The following is a 16,839-nucleotide window of genomic DNA, read 5'->3' as shown; positions in this document are numbered from 1 at the left end:
TCAACTGCTCTGATGAAAAAAGGCGTGATAAATTTTTTATCGCGCCTTTTTTATATTATCCTTCGTGAATCACTTCTTTTAAGTACTGAAATAACTCGCGGAAGGCTTTTGGCGGTGCGTTGTTTTCCCGCTCTTTCCTGATTTGACGGTGGAACTGCCGCAGTTTCTGGCGATCCAGGGCAGGATGCTCTTCCATCAGGCGTTGTATGGCGTCATCACCCTCATTAATTACCGCTTCTCTGGCTTTTTCCAGCGCGTGAAACGCGGCATTGCTGGCCTGATGTGCGTGCGTCAATTTTGCCAGCGCAGCTTCAATATCGCTGGTATCACGGCTGCGCATTAATTTGCCGATAAACTGAAGCTGACGTCTGAAACCATCTTTTTTGCGGTTAATATTCCGCGCCAGCATCACTGCGTCTTCCAGTTCTTCGTCCATTGGAATGGTGGCAAGGTGGGCCGGCGTTAAGTTAACCAGGTCTTCTCCGAGCTTCTGACGTTCAGCAGACAGACGCTTCAGTTCGGATTTACTGATTAATTCACTCTCATCATCCTGATCAATTTCATTAAATAAGTTTTCTTCATCAGAATGGTGGTTGTTATCGCTCATTTGGCACTCATAAATGTTACACTGCAGTATTCGGTTATTGTGACATACAGACGGAAATAGCGAAACTCACTATGCAAATTGAAAAGCAAATTGCGGAAATTCAGAATGTCGTAGACGACGTTCTTAAAATGGCGCTGAAAAAAGGCGCGACGCAGGCCGAGGCCAGTATGTCGAAAGTGCAGGGGATTGCTGTGTCATCCCGCATGTGCGATGTAGAAAATGTGGAATTTAATAACGACGGTGGTCTGGGGATCAGCGTTTATGTCGGTAAGCATAAGGGCAGTGCGTCTACAGCGGATCTGAGTAAGGAAGCGCTGGCACTGACGGTAGAAAAAGCGGTGGATATTGCCCGTTATACCAGTGAAGACCCGTGCACTGGCCTGGCAGACAAAGAACTGATTGCCACTGAATTTCCTGATTTAGAATTGTATCACCCCATTGAGCTGGACCCGCAAAAAGGCATTGAGATTGCCATTGAAGCTGAGCGGGCCGCCATGGCATACGACAAACGCATTACCAACTCAGACGGCGCATCTTATAACGCAAACCTGGGGATGCGGGTGTACGGTAATACCCATGGTATCAACGCCGGCTATCCGAGCAGTCGTTACAGCGTGAGCTGCATGATGATCGGCTCTGAAAATGGTGATATGCAGCGGGATTACGCCTATACAGTAAACCGTCAGGCGCATTTGCTTAAACCTGCTGCAGAAGTGGGCCGTGAAGCCGCTGAGGCAACTGTCGCCCGTCTGGGAGCCCGTAAAATTGCCACAGGCAAAGTACCGGTCATGTTGCATAAGGACGTTGCCAGTTCATTATTCGGCCATTATGTCAGTGCCATCAGCGGTGGCAGCCTGTACCGCCGTTCTTCATTCCTGCTGGATAAGCTGGGCGAACAGGTTTTCCCTCAATGGCTGAACATTGAAGAAAAGCCTCATTTGAAATCAGGGCTGGCCAGTTCCAGCTTTGATGCTGAAGGGGTGGCAACACAAGACATGACGATTGTGGAGAATGGTTGTTTATCTCACTATCTCTACACGACCTATTCAGCACGCAAATTGGGTGTTATTTCAAACGGTCACGCTGGCGGTATTCACAACTGGATTGTGGGAGACACCGGGCAGTCAGATGCCGAGATGCTCAAAGAGATGGGCACCGGTCTGCTGGTTACAGAGTTAATGGGGCAGGGTGTAAACACCGTAACAGGCGATTATTCCCGTGGTGCTGCCGGCTTCTGGGTTGAAAACGGTATTATCCAGTATCCGGTTCACGAAGTGACCATTGCCGGTAATCTGAAAGATATGTTTATGAACATTGCTGCCATCGGCGCCGAACGCGAGCTTCGCGGCGGTGTTCAAACCGGCTCAGTGCTGATTGGTGAAATGCGTATAGCCGGCAGCTGATTGCCGGCTTCAATCAAATAGCCGTATCAGAAACATCAGACACAAAAAATGCAGCCAGAGGCTGCATTTTTTCATCTGTGGAATGTGAAAGCTAATGCCCGGCGGGCTATCAGCTGTCTACAGAACCGCAGAAACGGTAACCTTCACCGTGGATGGTTACAATCAACTCTTCATCGCTCGGCTCGGATTCGAAGTGTTTACGGATCCGGCGGATGGTTACGTCAACAGTACGGTCGTTCGGGCGCAGTTCACGGCCTGTCATTTCCATAATTAGCTGTTCACGGGTAAGAATTTTGCCAGGGTTGCTCAGGAACAGGTGCAGTGCACGGAATTCAGAGCGTGGCAGACGGAATTCCGTGCTGCTTGGTGAAATCAGAGAGCGGCTGTCGCCATCCAGAATCCAGCCGTTGAAGCTGACGCGGCTTGGTAAGTCGTCGTCTTCTGCAGAACTGGTAGTACGTGCAAGCAGGTTGCGGGCACGAATAGTCAGTTCACGCGGATTGAAAGGTTTAGTCAGATAATCATCTGCACCGATTTCCAGACCCAGAATACGGTCTACATCGTTGTCACGGCCAGTCAGGAAAATCAGACCTACATTCTTACGGTCGCGTACTTCACGCGCCAGAATAAGACCATTTTTGCCCGGCAGGTTAATATCCATGATAACCAGGTTAATAGAGTGATTTTCGAAGAAATCATGCATCTGATCGCCATTCTCGGCCTCAAACACATTGTAGCCTTCAGCTTCGAATAAGCTCTTTAGTGTGGTACGCGTTACCACTTCGTCTTCAACAATTAATATATTTGGCGTCTGCATGGTGTTTTACACTCTTCTACAATCGATTAAGCTAGCTTCTGACAATTCTAATATCCGGGTGACTATTTTAAAAGCGTTTATCGGATAACTTGTCAACGGTATAAGGATTTGTACAAAATTTACAAGGGCTTATTCACCTTTTAACGGTAAATTTCCGGTTTCAGAGCTTTCGACAGGGAAAATGATAATAAATTCCACGCCGTTTCCTTCTTCACTGGTAATTGAGATGGTGCCGTTCAATGCCTGTGTTACCAGGTTGTAGACCAGATGCATACCCAGTCCGGAACCACCTTGCCCCCGCTTAGTTGTAACAAACGGGTCAAAGATACGTTTGCGGATATCATTCGATATGCCTTTTCCGTTATCTTTGTAAATTAATTTCATTTTTGTCGGTGTCATCATTTCCGCAATGATGTCTATTTCACCGTGTTCTATATGCTCAAAGCCGTGTATGACAGAATTCATGATCAGATTTATTATTATCTGATTGATAGGGCCGGCTTTGGTCTCCACTGATAACGTCGGATCGCAGTCTACGCGAATATCATGATGGAGCTTTTTTAATCTGGGACGTAAGGATAACAGTATCTCATTAACCAGCTGTGCAAAGCAAAATCTGCGGTTACTTTCTGAAGACTGGTCTACCGCAACCTGTTTGAAGCTGGAAATCAGCTCTGCTGCACGGTTAAGGTTCCGGTAGATGATATTCAGGTTTTCCTGACTCTCATTTAAGAACCTGGCCATTGTACTGGCTTTTAGCGTTTTACTCTCGAATTCTTTTTGAATGATGTGCAATCTGTCCAGCATCATGGTGGAAGCCGTAACACCAAGACCAATTGGTGTGTTAACTTCGTGGGCCACACCGGCAACCATATCTCCAAGTGACGCCATTTTTTCGTTCTGAACGATTTGTCGTTGAAACTGGTGTAACTTCTCCAGTGTCTGGATTAACTCCTGGTTGGCATCTTTAAGCGCGTTCGTGCGCTGACTCACCATATCTTCCAGGCTGGCATTCAGTTTACGGTGCTGCTCCTCCGCCATTTTTTGTTTTTGCATGTATTCCTGGATACGACTCAGCATTACGTTAATCGATTCAGATAAATACGCCAGCTCTCTGATATTGCCGGGTTCAGCACGGGCGGAGTAATCTCTTTGCCGGGACGTTTTACTGAGAAAATCTCCCAGACGCTGGATAGGCGCAGTAATGAGCTTTTGCATTTTGAGAGAAACAATAAAGCAGATCACCAGCATCAGAATAATGACGGTGACAGACGTCAAAATGGACTGCTGGATTTTTTCATTCAGACGATGTGTGGACACCTGAATATAGATGTACCCCGCCGTTGAGGCATCTTCATTCTCGATGGCACGTGCAATTTCAACGATTTCGTTTGAGTAAACCGGACGAAAATAATTACTGACAGAGGACTCTTTCGAACTGGTGCGGGTTTCGCCTTCTTTGGTGTAGTTTGCCACCATTCTGAGCTGACCGGATATATCCTGCTGGTAAATATGCACGTTGAGCAAATCAGGAGAAACCGCCAGGTTTTTAAGTTTATTACCCAGTAACCGTTTATCTCTGTCTGATTGTACTTTAAGAAGGTCGTCTTTAAACAGGGCGGCGAGTAAGTCAATAAAGATAGTGACATCTTCGCGCTGTGCTTCGCGGTAATGATTCACCTGGTTGTAGCCGGACAGACCCGCAGATACAAGCAAAGACGCTGTGGCGATGGCCATAACCATCCACAAAAACAAACTACGTATTGATAGCTGCACAGCGTGCTGACTCATTAAACAGTGTCTTATTCTAAGCGCGTCCCTTCACTCAATAGTGGCTTATAGTTGCGTAAAAATAAAGCAACATCCGTGATTTATTCCTTTAAATCATCGTCCTGTAGAGTGCGAGGTAAGATTCTGCTGACGCTTCCCAGGTGAAACGGGTTTGCATGCCACGGATTTGCATTTCTCTGAACTGCACCGGGTGTTCATAGTAGAACAACAGGGCACGGCGGATACACGCCAGCAGCGCCTCCGGTGTAGGGGCATCAAAAACAAAGCCTGTTGCGTTTTCTTTATCCTGACACTGATCAATGACAGTGTCTTTCAGGCCACCCACTGAACGCACGATGGGTAATGTTCCGTAGGCAAGGCTGTACATCTGATTCAGGCCACAAGGCTCGAACTGGGATGGCATCAGGAAGAAATCCGCGCCGGCTTCCACAAGGTGGGCGTGGTGGGTACTGAAACCGTTTATAAAGGCAAATTGTTGAGGATGATTCTGGGCAAACTCATCCAGATCCATACAAACTGTGGGATCACCGGTGCCGACAATGACCATCTGTACGTTGTGGTGCATCAAATCCTGCAAAATAGGGACAAGGTAACCGAAGCCTTTCTGTTCTGTTAAACGGCACACCATGCCCAGCAGCGGCACATCGGGATTTTGAGGTAAATGGCTGAGTTCCTGTAACGCCAGTTTGCAGGTTTTCTTATCGTGTAAGGTGTCGGCAGAATAATTTTGCGGCAGATAGGTGTCGTCCTGCGGATTCCATTGCCCGTAATCACAACCGTTCAGAATACCCGACAAATCTTGCTGGCGCATGACCAGGCGGTCGTGCAGGCCGTGTGAGCCCAGGTCTGTAAGCAACTCTTTTGCGTAATTCGGACTGACAGTTGTTACCTTGGTGGCGAATTCGATGCCCGACTGCAACATATTGATGTAGCCGCCGTGGATCTGAGACAAAATCGCAGGGTGATGGCGAAGATAAGGAATGTCGTCCAGTTTGTGCACGCCCTGAAAGGCTGCATTGTGAATAGTAAAAACCGTCTTCGTCTGATTGAAGTAGCCGGACTGATCAAAGCGCAACAGAAATGGCAGCATGGCCGTGTGCCAGTCGTGGCAGTGGATAATATCAGGCTGAATACTCAGAGCCTGCAATGCATTCAACGCTGCTCCACAAAAGAAGCTGAAGCGTTCAGCATTGTCCTGGTAGGCTTCATAGGTACTGCTGTATAAACCGTCGCGGGCGAAATATTCAGGATAGTCAATAAAGTAGATATTGAGTCCCTGCCAGGACAACTGTTTGATGTTGTAGTGGTATACCTTACCTTCGGCAAATAATGTCTGTTGTGCGCAGGCATCGGCGAGTTTATATTCGTCCGCAATCGCCTTGTAATAGGGCATGATGATGCTGATTTGTTCACCGGCATCCAGTAAAGCCAGAGGCAATGCCTTTCCTACGTCGGCAAGTCCTCCTGTTTTGACTAAATCTTCCACTTCTGAAATGGCGAAAACAATATTCACAACAAGACTCCCGACAACCTCAAAGCAATGGCGCTGCTTTGTTTACCAAACAGTTAAATCAACACCGGTTATGTGATGGTAAACGTTACCACACAGTTCAAAATCTGCCTATCCGCAAATACTCAAATACAATGAAAAGCGGGAATCCTGCGCCACCGTGTGGGTTTGCGGAAAAGTATCACCAAGCAGTCCGGGGTAGGGTAAGAACCGGTTGGCAACCATTTGTAATGTGCCTTTTGAGTTCAGGCAGCGGCGGCTGTCTTCAATAAACCGGCGGGTCACTGTGTAATCTGTTTTTACGCCGGTATGAAACGGCGGGTTGGTGACAATGTGTGAGAAAGATTTGTTCACGCCATGCAAGCCGTCTGATGCAATCAGTGTTGCTGACTGCTGATTTGCGGCCAGCGTTCTGGCACTGCAATAAATGGCAAGGGCACTGACATCCAGCAATGTCATATCCAGGTGGGGAAAGCGACGGAGCAAATGTGCACCGATAACACCGGCACCACAGGCAAAATCCAGTACTTTACCCCGTAAACGGTCAGATCCTTTGTCCAGCAGCATACGGGTACCGTCATCCAGTTCACCGTGACTGAACACGCCGGGCATGGAAACGACTTCCCATTGGATCCCCTGAACCTCGAATTCTGATTCGTCAATCCAGTCCCCCGGCTTAAACGCAGTTCCCGCTTTCTCAGGCATCACCGTAACCAGACTACAATGCCTTGCTGAGTCTACTTTCTGTGACGGACCGGTCTTTTCAATCAGCTTGCCGATACTCTTAATGCCACCTTTATTTTCACCCACAATGTGAATGCGGCCGCCTTCCTGCAACGCAGAGACAGCCATGGCCAGCAACATCTGCATGTGCGCTTTTGATTTAGGCATATAAATCAGAATGTCAGAAAAACAGGTTTCTGCCGGAATGAACGGGGCAAACAGATGGCGGTGAGCGCCGGTCTTTTGTTCAATGCAAAAGCCGGTCTCAGAATGACTGACATCGCGGCTGTCGAACTCACAGCAGGGGATCACCCGCACACTTTCACTGAAAATGTCGAAGTACTGGTGAAGAAAGGTCACAGGTCTGTGATCTATCTGATCGGCAAAATACGCGTCGGCAGGGTTGATAATCAACCAGTTACCTTCTTCAAAAAGTGCCAGGTTTCTTTCCATTAACTGGCTTTGCGGGCTGAGCATGTGTGTTTTCCGGTTATTTTATTATTCTGTACGTTGGTATATGAGATCCCACACACCGTGGCCAAGCTTTTGTCCGCGGACTTCAAACTTCGTTATTGGCCGGTAGTCCGGACGGGGCACATAGTCTCCGTCTGTCGCGGTATTCTCATAGCCGGGAGCCGCATTCATCACTTCCGCCATATACTCAGCGTAAGGTTCCCAGTCTGTCGCCATGTGGAATTTACCGCCGACAGCAAGCTTTTCACGCACCATTTGTACAAATTCAGGTTGTACGATACGACGTTTATGGTGACGCTTTTTATGCCATGGATCAGGAAAGTAGAGTTGAACCCGGGCGAGGCTGCCGTCAGGGATCATTTTCTTAAACACTTCTACCGCGTCGTATTCCATGACACGTAAGTTCGTCAGGCCTCGTTCACCGGCTTCCGATAAACATGCGCCTATTCCGGGACGATGTACTTCAATACCAAAAAAGTTTGATTGCGGGTCGTTCTCTGCCATTTCTACCAGAGATTTGCCCATTCCGAAACCTATTTCCAGCACCACCGGCGCATCGCGACCGTAAAGATCCTGTAAAGACAGCATTTCATCTTTAAACTCAATGCCCATGGTTGGCCAGAAAGATTCCAGCGCTTTAGCCTGTCCTTTGGTTAATCTGCCTTCACGTTTAACAAAGCTGCGTACCTTGCTGATGTAAACGCCGGCGGCTTCCGCCTCTTCCTGATTTTTGTATTGACCCATTTTTTCGTGTCCGCACTATTACCGGTTAAACAGGGGCGGCATTATGCCCGCTGCCCGGGTGATTGCAATATAGAGTGGTTAATTTTACTGCAATAACTGTGGTACTGCTGTGAAATCCGCCGGATTAGTCCAGAATCGACTGTAAAATGCGGCTCATAGTGTCCGGTTGCTCTAAAAGACACATGTGGCCGGCGCCGGGAACCGATGTGTATGAGGCTGAAGGAATGGTTTCTGCGGCGTCTTTAAGTACACTGGCTGTGACTACCTGGTCGTCAGCGGCGGCAATGATATGAACAGGGAAGGAGCAGGCTTTCAGTTTGTCTGTCAGCGCTGGTCTTGGCGTGGTCGCTTGTGTGTGAGCCAGTAAGGTGGCCGCACCGAGATCTTTCCCCATGTCCTGCACAACACCGGCTACATCGGGGTTGTTCTGGTGGTCAGGGTGAACAAAGCGGGTAATGTAGGCCGGGCTGTCAGGTTTGAAACTGCCTTTTTTCAACATAGTGACCAGTTGGGCACGGCGTTTTTCTTCTTCTGCAGTTAAACCGTAAGGAGAGCTGGCGATCATCGTCAGTGATGCAACGCTGTCAGGATTATCAATCGCCCAGCGTGCAGCGATATAACCGCCCATGGAAAAGCCGGCAAGGTGCACTTTTTCACCTGCCAGAACACGGTCGGTGGTCAAAGCCAGCATCTCATCCATAGAAGAAGCCCACTGCAAAGGTACGTAGCGACGCTGATGAACCTGCAGTTTCTGCCATACCGGCAACCACACTCTTTCATCACACAATGTGCCCGGAAGGAATAATGTAGGAAGTGACACGCTTAAACCTGCTTAACTTTGGTATTCAGCGCGGCATGTTATCATAGCGGTGTAGCAGAAAGAGTGAATAAATAGCCTAAATGACAAAGCAATTCTCAGAACGTGTACTGGACTGGTTCGATGTGCATGGCCGTAAACATCTTCCCTGGCAGCAGAATATCACGCCCTATGGGGTTTGGGTGTCGGAAATCATGCTCCAGCAAACGCAGGTTTCAACAGTCATCCCTTATTACCAGCGCTTTATGAATAGTTTTCCTACGGTAAATGACCTGGCAGATGCATCGCAGGATGCCGTACTGGATCACTGGACGGGATTGGGGTACTACGCCAGAGCCCGCAATCTTCATAAAGCGGCAGGCATTATCGCCGGGCAATATCATGGCCAGTTTCCGGCTACCCTTGATGAGGTTGTCGCTTTACCCGGCATCGGCCGTTCTACTGCCGGTGCTGTATTGTCTATCGCTTGCGGTCAGAATCATCCAATCCTTGATGGCAATGTTAAACGGGTACTGGCGCGGTTCTATGCCGTGGAAGGTTGGCCGGGACAAAAGCCGGTGGAGAATCAGCTATGGGAATATGCCGCTGCGAATACCCCTGAGCAACGTTGTAATCACTACACTCAGGCCATGATGGACTTAGGGGCCATGATATGTACCCGTTCAAAGCCCCGTTGCGATGCGTGTCCGTTGCAAACAGATTGCCTGGCCTATGCGCAGGGACGGCAAGGCGAGTTTCCTGGTAAAAAGCCAAAGAAAGTCTTGCCTGTTCGGACCACGTCTATGGTGGCAGTGCTTTATCACGGCAGTGTGTTAATGGCGCAGCGTCCTCCGGCCGGCCTCTGGGGCGGATTGTACGGATTTATAGAAACAGATAAAGCGGTCACAGAACTGACAGATGAGTTACCGGTGAGTGTGGGCGAAATGCAAGCGCTTGAGCCTTTCAGGCATACCTTCAGTCATTTTCATCTGGATATTCAGCCCTGGTTGATTTTGGCTGACGGCATTGAGCAGCAGCGGGTTGAGGAAAATAATCAGCGCTGGTTTAATCTTGATGAGCCTTTGGGTGTAGGTACTGCAGCACCCACGCAAAAAATTATCTCGCAAATAAAACAATTCCTTTAGACTATGCCCACATTCGCGGGTTTGTCAGCCCGGCTTAAGGAGACACCATGAGCAGACAAGTATTTTGCCAGCACCTGAATAAAGACGCAGACGGACTGGATTTTCAGCTTTATCCCGGCGAACTGGGAAAGCGTATTTTTGACAATATTTCTAAAGAAGCCTTTGCCGCATGGCAGAAAAAGCAAACCATGCTGATTAACGAACAAAAGCTGAATATGATGGAACCTACAGACAGAAAGTTCCTGGAAGAAAAGATGGAGGCCTTTTTGTTCGAAGGGATTGAGCCTACCATCGAAGGCTACGTCCCCCCGAAGAAGTAGTGTTAAACGGTTGAAAAATGCACGGGTTGCTGTTTTTTTTCTCTGAATTGCGCAACTAATGCGCAGTTGAAAAAAATATGCAGAAAAACGGTTGACTTGAAGCTCGGAAATCCGTTTAATACGCACCCACAGCAGGACAGGCTTTAAAATGTCTCCTCGCTACCAAGTTTCGCCCAGATAGCTCAGTTGGTAGAGCAGCGGATTGAAAATCCGCGTGTCGGTGGTTCGATCCCGCCTCTGGGCACCATTCTTAGAAGCCTCGCGTAAGCGGGGCTTTTTTGATTCCGGAACCTGAAAATACCATCCGTTCCGGTGTCTTACCTAAAAAATGAAAAGTACGGCAATGATCGGAAAAATAACCGCTGTCACTGCCAGAGCCAAAATCCACTCCCGTCTTTCATCAGCTGCCATTTGCTTTTTATGCTCTTCCCAGGTTTTCATTTCCGTCTCCGCCTTTCATTGAACGTTAAGTATAGCTCAGATAATCATCACTATTGCAGCTATCGGCCCGGCAATCAATTCTGGTTGGCCTTCTTTGACCGTCAGCAAATTTTAATGCTTATGGCGCACCGCTAATAGCAGTGCCGGATTGATATTTATCATAGTGGCACCGTGCGGCGGGGGATAGTCTCGGGAGTAAGGTTATTGCTTTTAGTATCTCCGGCTACTCACTTAAGGGTTGTTCATGTCATCTGTATCCGCTTCTGTAAAAAACGCTCAGTCTTCTGCTTCACAAGAATTCAAACAAGGCTACAAAGTGCTGCTGGCTGCGTTGATTGGTGCCGGTTGCGGACTCACATCGGTTTGTTTTTACACGAACAGCGTGTTTGTTGCGGCGATAGATGCAGACATGCCCTGGAGTCGGGGGGAAATTCAGCTCGGAATAAGTATCATGATTTTAGCTGCGGTGATCACAGCACCGCTTACCGGCCTGGTTATCGATCGTTTTGGTGCAAGGGCTGTGGCTTTGGTATCAAAGCCACTTTTTGCACTGAGTCTGATCGGGCTCTCCTTTACAGGCAAACAAATCTGGATGTTTTATACAGGTTGGGTGGTGATGTCTGTGTTGGCCGCCGGCACATTACCCGTAACCTGGACGAAAGTTGTGAACGGGTGGTTTGACCGTGCCAGAGGACTGGCGTTGGGGCTGACTCTGATGGGAACCGGCATCGCAGCGGCTGTCGCACCCGGCTATACAGCCTGGCTGATTACAGAGTTTGGCTGGCGTAATGCCTACGCGCTTTTGGGTATCACTGTCATCGTCATCGCATATGTTCCGCTGCTGCTTTTCTTTCGTGAAGCGGGCAGGGCTAATGTCGTCGGGGCTTCTTCCTCTGAAGCGGAAGACACAAATTTAGTCCCATCCGGACTCAGTCTTAAACAGGCGCTGAAGGGTTACAAACTTTGGGCCCTTTGCATTGCTTTATTATGTGTGGCTGTGGGTATTTCCGGGGTTATTACCAATCTGGTTCCTATCCTGACTGATCGGGGCTTGCCGGTAAGTGATGCCGCGCATTTTGCCGGATATATCGGTATCAGCGTTATCGCCGGCCGGCTGCTGGCAGGTTTTCTTATGGACAAGGTTTGGGCACCTGCGGTTGCAGCGCTCTTTTTAGGTATGCCTCTGGTGTCTGCAATCATTTTGCAGCAACCGCTTCTTAATGAAATGGAAATTATGATTGCTGCTCTGATTGTGGGCCTCGCGGCAGGTGCTGAACTGGATATTATGGCGTATCTCATCAGCCGCTACTTCGGGCTGGCGCATTACGGTTCGCTGTATGGCTTTCTCTATATTTTCTTTTCGGTGGGAGCCGGGCTGGCGCCATTCGTCTTTGGCCGTTCTTTTGATGCCTCTGGCAGCTATGATTTCACGTTACATGCTGTGGCCATACTCTCTGCAACAGGAGCCGGATTAATCATTACACTGGGCCGCTACCCTGAACAGATGAAGCACTGATAAATACAGCCCGTTTTACCTTAAGAGAGTATCGGCTCAAATTTACACCAGAGTCTGTGATATACTTGAATGAACTGCAACACGCATCCCTTCATTTTTTATTTCAAAGGTTCTTCTATTATGATTCATCCCCGTTATGCACCGGTGGTTTTTGCATTATTCATGGCTTTCTTCATGTCCGGCATTATGTCGCTGGTAGTAACCACAATTAATATCGGTTTTACAGACGTGCTGATTGTTAGCTGGCTGAACTCCTGGCCGCTGACGTTTGCCATCGCTTTTCCGGTGATTATGGTGGTGTCGCCGGTGGTAAAGCGTATTGTTATGCGCCTTGTGGCAACAGAGGTGACCGCGCAGAGGTGAAGGGTCAACCCTGCAGTAACGCCAGTGCCGCGAGTAAGGTCATGATGATAACCAGCCAGCGGTAGTGAGCTTCACTGATACGTTTTACCAGCCAGATCCCGCAATATACCCCTGCAATGATGAGTGGCAGAGCGAGCAAATTCAATTTCAGGCTTTCCCAACTGATGGACTCCCACACAAAAACATGAAAAGGGACTTTAAACAGGTTGATGACAAGGAAAAACCAGGCAGCAGTGCCAATAAACACATTTTTGGGTAACCGCATACTCAGCAGGTAAACAGCCATCACAGAGCCGGCCAGATTGCCTACCATAGTGGTGAATCCCCCCATGACACCGGTCAGCACAGCAAACGTTGTATTATCAGGCACGTCGGCCTTTCGCTTTTCCAGCCATAGCATTAACGCCACACTGGCGAAAATAATCACTGCCATGACCCGCATGAACATACCGTCGTCGATGTGGTCGCCCAGCCACGTGCCAAGCAATACTCCGGCAATCGCAGGAGGAAACAGTTTCATCAGAAACTGCCAGTTTGCGTGTCTGTGATAGTGATAGACTGCAAAAACATCAGCGGCAATCAGCATTGGCAGCATGATGCCTGAGGAACCTTTTCCGCCGAACAGTATGGCAAGTAAGGGAACTGACAGCAGAGATGTACCATGGATGCCGGCCTTGGCCAGACCGACCATAAAGCCAATTGCCAGCACGATGCTGATGTCTGTAAACGAAAGTTGTTCGATAAACAAAAAGAAGCTCCTCAGATTGACTTCTCTGACGAAGAATAAAAGCGTCAGCGTTGAGGCGGGGATGAAAAAATAAATTATAAAGCACTTACAACAGGGAACAAACCATGAAACGAATGAAGAGCAAACGACTCACGTGTGGCATAGCAGTGCTGCTTGCCCTCTCCGTATCGCAGGCCATGGCGGCTCCGGGGTATTACCGTGAACCGGTTTTGCATAATGACCAGCTGATATTCAACGCTGAAGGCGATCTCTGGTCTGTAGATTTGAACACTAAGAATGGCGGTCAGTTTGGAGCGACAAGGTTAACTACCCAACGGGCAGAAGAAACCCAGCCGGTTATTTCTCCTGATGGCACACAACTGGCATTTGTTGCTAACTATGAAGGCACGACAGAAGTTTACATAAAACCTGTGAGTGGTGGTGTAGCAAAGCGTGCCACCTTCGAAAATGCGGCAGTTAAACTGCACCAGTGGACGACATCCGGCGCGCTCCTTTACAGCACGAACAGCCATACAGGACCAGCCAATAATTATGTTCTTAAACTGCTGGAGCCGGACTCTGGCAAGGTCTCTACTTTACCTCTCGCTGATGCCGTAGAGGGGGTCATTGATGACAAAGGTGAGTGGCTCTACTTTGTTCGTTTTGGCTTACAGGTTTCTGGCGACAATGCAAACTATTATCAGGGTGGAGCAAAAGGTGAACTCTGGCGATGGAAACTGCATTCCGGGCTGGAGGCTGAGCGGTTAACAGCAGACCATAACGGTTCTGTACGCACCCCAATGCTGGCAGACAACCGCATTTATTTTATCAGTAACCAGGATGGCCCGGACAGCCTCTGGTCGATGACTCCCGACGGTAAATCTTTGCGAAAAGAATCCGGAACAGCAGACTGGACGGTACGCGGTGCCAGTGCCGACAGCAACCGGATTGTGTACCAGCAGGGTGCGGATTTAGTGTTGAAAGACTTGTCATCAGGCAGCAGCGAAATTGTACCGGTTCAGCTGATTTCAGATTTTCCCTACCTGCGGGAACACTGGGACAATGCGCCTCTTGAGTTCCTTACCAATACGGCCTTCGCGCAATCTGGTGATGCTGTTGTGCTGACGGCCAGAGGCCGCATTGCTATTGCCAGAACAGATGGTTCAAGATTGGTTGAAGTGGATACGCCGGAAGATTCACGCAGCCGGAAAGCCCTGCTCAGTCATGACGGGAAGTGGGTTTATGCATTAAACGACGCCAGCGGTGAAACGGAGATCTGGCGTTTTGCAGCAGATGGTTCTGACCAGGCTGAGCAACTCACAAAAAATGGTGATGCGTTTCGCTGGCAGTTATCCCTTTCACCTGACGGTAAGTGGCTTGCCTTCGACGACAATGAGGGAAAGGTTCAGGTTCTCAATACTTCTGATAGCACGGTGTCCACGGTACTGGACGACAGTGACGGATTGTTTGCCACCCCGGACCTGGTGTGGTCTGCGGACAGCAAACTGCTGGCTGTCAGCCGTAATATTTTAGGTAACGAGCGCAACAGTATTTATCTGTATGCCATGGCTGAACAGCGGGGGATGGAAGTAACATCGGATAAATACCAGTCTTACTCTCCGGCGTTCAGTGCAGACAGTCAGTGGCTTTATTTTCTGTCTGACCGGCATTTTGTTGCTTCACCGTCGAATCCCTGGGGCGACCGTGCCATGGGGACTGCCTTTGACAAACCGACACAAATTTTTGCTCTTGATCTTACCGGTAACGGTGATTTCAGTTTTGCCGCGCCAACCGAGCTGAACCGTAAAATTAAAGGCTCAGAAAAAGATGAAACGGGGTCAGAGCAGGAAGGTGAGCAGTCCGGCTCCGTTGTAAAATGGGATGGCCTGACTTCGAGACTCTGGCAGGTGCCAGTCAGTCCGGCTAACTACGGTCATCTGACTATGACTGACTCAACCTTATTTGTAACGGAACAAAGTGGCAGCGCAGCCGTGCTGAAAGGGATGGCAATTAAGCACGACGGTAAGCTGAAGGCGGTGACCTCCGGTGTGGCCGGTTATGCCTTATCCGCAGACGGAAAGTCCCTGTTTGTACACAAACAGGGTAAGGGCAATAAGCACATGTATATCGTGCCTGCCAGTACCAGTTTTCCGAAAGACTTGTCAGGTAAGCAACTCGATACAGCAGGCTGGCAAATGCGCATTACGCCGCAGCAGGAATGGGCGCAGATGTTCCATGATGCCTGGCTGATGCACAGGGAGTCACTGTTCGATCCGGCGATGCGGGGGCTCGACTGGAAACAGGTAGAAAAAAAATACGCTCCGCTGCTTGCACGTGTAACACACCGGAGTGAACTGAATGACGTTTTTGCCCAGATGATGGGAGAGCTCAATGCGTTACACAGTCAGGTGCGGGGCGGTGAAATGCCGGAAGATAAAAATGCAGCCAAAGCGGCCATGTTGGGCGGCATCCTTGACGACACCGCTGATGGTGTACTTCTTTCCCACATTTACCGTTACGACAGTGAAATTCCGGCAGAGGCACCACCTCTGGCAAAGCCTGGTACCGATGCGAAAGAAGGCGACATTGTCCTTGCGGTGAATGGCCATGAAACACAAACCCGTGCAGACGTAGTACGGGCGCTCATGAACACCGCCGGCAAGCAGGTGTTGCTGACACTGAAACGGGATGAGGAAGTAGTGAAAACCGTTGTTACCCCGACAGATGTGAATACAGATTTTGCACAGCGCTACCGTGACTGGGTACTGGCGAACAGCGAAAAAGTGAATCAGGAAGATGCTGATATTGGCTATCTGCACCTCTATGCAATGGGGGGTAATGATGTCGCGTCGTTTGCGCGGGAGTTCTATGCCCAATATAAAAAGGATGGCTTAATCATTGATGTCAGGCGTAATCGTGGTGGTAACGTGGACAGCATGATCCTGGAGAAGCTGCTCCGGCGGGTATGGATGTTCTGGCAGTATCCTACCGGTAGCGTGGGCACAAACATGCAGCAAACATTCCGTGGTCACCTTGTGGTACTGGCCGATCAGTTTACCTATTCAGATGGCGAAACTTTCACTGCCGGAGTAAAAGCAATGCGCCTGGCTCCGGTTATCGGCAAGCAGACCGCAGGTGCCGGTGTGTGGCTTACCGGACGCAACCGCGTTGCCGATAATGGTATGGCGCGGGTGGCTGAGTTTCCTGTATTTGCTGCAGACGGACGCTGGATAACTGAAGGGCGGGGGATCAGTCCGGACAGGGAAGTCGATAATCTTCCGTATGCAACATTTAACGGAAAAGACGCTCAGCTGGACGCTGCAATCCGCTATTTAAAAGAGCAGATAAAACTGAATCCGGTAAACCCGCTGGAAGGGGAGACACTGCCGGATGTCCGCACACCGGCGCATGATATCCGGCCGTAGGACAGAGCAGCAGGTCTATACTTTAGTTTACTTTTTG

General features: G+C 49.2%; 14 protein-coding genes and 1 tRNA gene. 7 read left to right on the top strand and 8 right to left on the bottom strand.

Annotation, left to right across the window (positions count from 1 at the left end):
- Positions 1 to 55 precede the first annotated feature (55 nt).
- Positions 56 to 607 carry a ribosome biogenesis factor YjgA gene (gene yjgA, locus ACXAGR_RS04290; RefSeq protein WP_119502851.1) on the bottom strand — a complete coding sequence of 184 codons (552 nt, stop codon included), beginning with the start codon at positions 605 to 607 and terminating at the stop codon, positions 56 to 58.
- A gap of 71 nt (positions 608 to 678) precedes the next feature.
- Between yjgA and pmbA the strand changes: the two genes are divergently transcribed.
- Positions 679 to 2,010, top strand: coding sequence for a metalloprotease PmbA (pmbA, locus tag ACXAGR_RS04285; RefSeq protein WP_474841646.1), 1,332 nt, complete (start codon positions 679 to 681; stop codon positions 2,008 to 2,010).
- A gap of 109 nt (positions 2,011 to 2,119) precedes the next feature.
- Here pmbA and arcA read toward each other — a convergent pair whose 3' ends face one another.
- The 6 genes from arcA to ACXAGR_RS04255 form a co-directional block, all read right to left on the bottom strand.
- On the bottom strand, positions 2,120 to 2,827 hold the full coding sequence (gene arcA, locus ACXAGR_RS04280; protein ID WP_119502849.1) for a two-component system response regulator ArcA: 708 nt from the start codon (positions 2,825 to 2,827) through the stop codon (positions 2,120 to 2,122).
- Positions 2,828 to 2,956: 129 nt separating this feature from the next.
- Entirely contained in the window at positions 2,957 to 4,618 is a 1,662-nt protein-coding gene (locus tag ACXAGR_RS04275) for a sensor histidine kinase (protein WP_119502848.1), read from the bottom strand.
- 88 nt (positions 4,619 to 4,706) lie between these two features.
- Positions 4,707 to 6,131, bottom strand: a complete 1,425-nt coding sequence (gene glgA / locus ACXAGR_RS04270) for a glycogen synthase GlgA (RefSeq protein WP_474841643.1) — start codon at positions 6,129 to 6,131, stop codon at positions 4,707 to 4,709.
- A gap of 108 nt (positions 6,132 to 6,239) precedes the next feature.
- Positions 6,240 to 7,328, bottom strand: coding sequence for a methyltransferase (locus ACXAGR_RS04265; RefSeq protein ID WP_474848312.1), 1,089 nt, complete (start codon positions 7,326 to 7,328; stop codon positions 6,240 to 6,242).
- Between the two features lie 21 nt (positions 7,329 to 7,349).
- Positions 7,350 to 8,069, bottom strand: a complete 720-nt coding sequence (gene trmB / locus ACXAGR_RS04260) for a tRNA (guanosine(46)-N7)-methyltransferase TrmB (protein ID WP_474848310.1) — start codon at positions 8,067 to 8,069, stop codon at positions 7,350 to 7,352.
- Between the two features lie 124 nt (positions 8,070 to 8,193).
- A complete protein-coding gene (locus tag ACXAGR_RS04255; protein WP_474848308.1) occupies positions 8,194 to 8,889 on the bottom strand; it encodes an alpha/beta fold hydrolase in 696 nt (231 codons plus the stop codon).
- Between the two features lie 80 nt (positions 8,890 to 8,969).
- On the opposite strand from ACXAGR_RS04255, the gene mutY reads away from it, so the two are divergent.
- The 5 genes from mutY to ACXAGR_RS04230 all read left to right on the top strand — a co-directional run bounded on the left by mutY (position 8,970) and on the right by ACXAGR_RS04230 (position 12,650).
- Complete coding sequence (gene mutY, locus ACXAGR_RS04250) at positions 8,970 to 10,010, top strand: A/G-specific adenine glycosylase (protein WP_474841635.1); 1,041 nt, start codon at positions 8,970 to 8,972, stop codon at positions 10,008 to 10,010.
- A gap of 47 nt (positions 10,011 to 10,057) precedes the next feature.
- Positions 10,058 to 10,330, top strand: coding sequence for an oxidative damage protection protein (locus ACXAGR_RS04245; RefSeq protein WP_119502842.1), 273 nt, complete (start codon positions 10,058 to 10,060; stop codon positions 10,328 to 10,330).
- A 171-nt stretch (positions 10,331 to 10,501) separates the two neighbouring features.
- A tRNA-Phe gene (locus ACXAGR_RS04240) sits at positions 10,502 to 10,577 on the top strand.
- A gap of 438 nt (positions 10,578 to 11,015) precedes the next feature.
- On the top strand, positions 11,016 to 12,287 hold the full coding sequence (locus ACXAGR_RS04235) for an MFS transporter (RefSeq protein ID WP_474848306.1): 1,272 nt from the start codon (positions 11,016 to 11,018) through the stop codon (positions 12,285 to 12,287).
- A 120-nt stretch (positions 12,288 to 12,407) separates the two neighbouring features.
- Entirely contained in the window at positions 12,408 to 12,650 is a 243-nt protein-coding gene (locus ACXAGR_RS04230) for a DUF2798 domain-containing protein (protein ID WP_474848304.1), read from the top strand.
- Between the two features lie 4 nt (positions 12,651 to 12,654).
- Here the strand turns inward: ACXAGR_RS04230 and ACXAGR_RS04225 are convergent, their stop codons facing one another.
- A complete protein-coding gene (locus ACXAGR_RS04225; protein ID WP_474848302.1) occupies positions 12,655 to 13,398 on the bottom strand; it encodes a sulfite exporter TauE/SafE family protein in 744 nt (247 codons plus the stop codon).
- A 113-nt stretch (positions 13,399 to 13,511) separates the two neighbouring features.
- Here ACXAGR_RS04225 and ACXAGR_RS04220 point away from each other — a divergent pair, with 113 nt between their 5' ends.
- Positions 13,512 to 16,802, top strand: coding sequence for a S41 family peptidase (locus tag ACXAGR_RS04220; protein WP_474848811.1), 3,291 nt, complete (start codon positions 13,512 to 13,514; stop codon positions 16,800 to 16,802).
- Positions 16,803 to 16,839 lie beyond the last annotated feature (37 nt).

The organism is Alteromonas sp. ABH4_457 (genome assembly GCF_056160625.1).
This window is presented reverse-complemented; position numbering and strand designations above follow the sequence as displayed.